We start from the raw sequence: 2,147 nt of genomic DNA on the forward strand, positions 1-2,147 counted from the left end.
TATTAAGTGTATTAACATTTAACTATTTATTCTGTGAGCCAAGGTTTACATTCCATGCATACACCTTTGACTACCCAGTTACATTTGCAATAATGATAGTAGTTTCATTAATTACAAGTACATTAACTTCAAGAATAAGATACCAAGCAAGAATGGCAGCTATGAAGTCACATAGAACAGAGGTATTACTTGAGGCAACTAAGAAGCTTCAAGACGCTAAGACTATTGGTGAAATAATAGAAAGGACAGCCTTCCAGATTAATAAGCTTCTAGAAAGAGATGTTATTTTCTATGAGGTTAAGGGGGGAAGTCTTAAGCCTGCAATATTATATAAGGCTAAGGATAGTCAAATAAATGAAGAAGAATATTGTACCAACGACGAGGCGGCAGTTGCCCAGTGGGTACTTAGAAATAAAAGATCAGCAGGATATGGAACAGATACATTACCTGGTGCAAAATGTTTATATAAGCCACTTTACTCAGGGAATGAGGTTTATGCTGTTGTTGGTATTGCCATAAGTGGTAATGAGTTAGTTGGAACACTAGAAAAAAGCTTACTTGCAGCAATGCTTGCAGAAAGTGGTTCAGCTATGGAAAGATATTACCTTAACGAAAACCAAAAACAAATAGCTATGAAGGCTCAAAGGGAAAGTCTACGTTCTAATCTACTTAGAGCTATATCACATGATTTAAGAACCCCACTTACATGTATATCAGGGAATGCTAATGTTCTTATGGGAACAGGAGATAGCTTAAGCCAAGGAGAAAAACAAAGGCTTTATGAGGACATATATGACGATTCACTTTGGCTTATAAACCTAGTTGAAAACCTTCTATCAGTAACTAGAATAGATAATAGTGACATGGACCTTGATATGACACCAGAATTCTTTGAAGAGGTTATTTCAGAGGCACTTAAACATACTAGTAGAAAAAGAGATGAACATGAGATTATAATGGATATAGAAGACCCTATGATGATGGCTAAAATGGACCCAAGACTTATAATACAAGTTATAATAAATATAGTGGATAACGGCATAAAATATACAGAAAAGGGATCCAAAATAATTGTTTCAGTAAGAAAGTCAAAGGGACAAGCAGTTGTAGAAATTAGTGACAATGGAAATGGTATATCTCAAAAAGACAAGGAAAGGCTATTTGATATGTTCTTTACAGTTGATAAGAACAAGGGAGATAGTAGACGTGGACTTGGACTTGGATTATCACTGTGTAAGTCTATAATTAACGCTCATAACAGTGATATATATGTAAGAGACAACCTACCTAAGGGAACTATATTTGGATTTAAATTGCCACTTGAGGAGGTTAACGTAGATGAAAACACCTATTTTAATAGTGGAAGATGATAAGGCAATAAGAAACTTAATGGTAACAACACTTAACGCAAATGGCTATATGCCACATACAGCAACTAGTGTAGAGGAAGCCATAATAATGGCTACATCTGTACTACCTCAAATAATAATACTAGACCTTGGACTTCCAGACATGGACGGAATAGAATTTATTAAGAAATTTAGAACATGGTCAAATAGCCCAATAATAGTGGTAAGCGCAAGAAGTGAAGATAAGGATAAAATAGAAGCACTAGACATGGGTGCAGACGATTACCTAACTAAGCCATTTAGCGTAGACGAACTATTAGCAAGAATAAGAGTTGCATTAAGAAAAATTACATATGATAACAGCCCAGAGAAGAACAGCTCCATATTCATTAATGGAGGACTGAAAATAGACTATAGTGCAGGGTGTGTATTCCTAGAAGATAAGGAAATTCACCTAACTCCTATAGAATATAAACTAATCTGCCTACTATCTAAAAACGTAGGAAAAGTATTAACCCATAACTATATAATTAAGGAAATTTGGGTTAATCCACTGGATAGTGATGTGCCTTCACTAAGAGTATTTATGGCTACACTTAGAAAGAAAATAGAAAAGGATACATCACACCCAACATATATTCAAACTCACATAGGAGTTGGATATAGACTAATTAGAATACCATAAAAATTAAGCCTAGTAGTTAGATTTATCTAATTACTAGGCTTTTAAGCGTAGCTAGGGTATTAGGGAATTTTATCTTGCTATATCTAAGGGGATTTCTCCAAGAAGCTCTAAGT

Annotated in this window: 2 protein-coding genes; both read left to right on the forward strand. The window is 34.7% G+C overall.

From position 1 onward, the window contains the following. Positions 1-1,370, forward strand: a 1,370-nt coding sequence (locus tag RR539_RS10815; RefSeq protein ID WP_332500449.1) for an ATP-binding protein, incomplete at its 5' end; no start/stop codon positions are given. After that, positions 1,339-2,034 carry a response regulator transcription factor gene (locus RR539_RS10820; protein ID WP_332483869.1) on the forward strand — a complete coding sequence of 232 codons (696 nt, stop codon included), beginning with the start codon at positions 1,339-1,341 and terminating at the stop codon, positions 2,032-2,034. The genes RR539_RS10815 and RR539_RS10820, both read left to right, overlap by 32 nt. The last annotated feature ends 113 nt before the right edge of the window (positions 2,035-2,147 follow it).

It is taken from the genome of Clostridium sp., assembly GCF_036639235.1.
Taxonomy (GTDB): Bacteria; Bacillota; Clostridia; order Clostridiales; family Caloramatoraceae; genus Clostridium_AB.

What these genes read in the sequence shown, in the direction of transcription:
- RR539_RS10820 (WP_332483869.1), top strand. Translation starts at nt 1,339, where the DNA reads ATGAAAACACCTATTTTAATAGTGGAAGATGATAAGGCAATAAGAAAC.